At 69.3% G+C, this 257-nt stretch carries 1 protein-coding gene; it reads right to left on the bottom strand.

Features of this window, described 5'->3' with window-relative positions:
- The coding region (locus UK12_RS35775; protein WP_156179192.1) for a beta-ketoacyl synthase N-terminal-like domain-containing protein at positions 1 to 257 on the bottom strand (257 nt) is incomplete at both ends.

The following is a 257-nucleotide window of genomic DNA, read 5'->3' on the forward strand; positions in this document are numbered from 1 at the left end:
GCCGAAGAAGGTCGGGTCGAACTCGGCTGCCTCGTAGAGGAATCCGCCCTCGCGGGTGTACGCCGTGTTCGCCTGCTCGACGTCACTGCTGTACAGCGCTTCCAGGTCCCAGCCACGGTCGGTCGGGAACCCGGAGATCGCATCCGTCCCCGTCGCCCGCAGCTGCCACAAGTCCTCCGGCGTACGCACACCGCCCGGGAACCGGCAGCTCATCGCCACGATCGCCACCGGCTCGTCGTCCACCACCCGCCCGACCA

It is taken from the genome of Saccharothrix sp. ST-888 (genome assembly GCF_000955975.1).
GTDB lineage: Bacteria > Actinomycetota > Actinomycetes > Streptomycetales > Streptomycetaceae > Kitasatospora.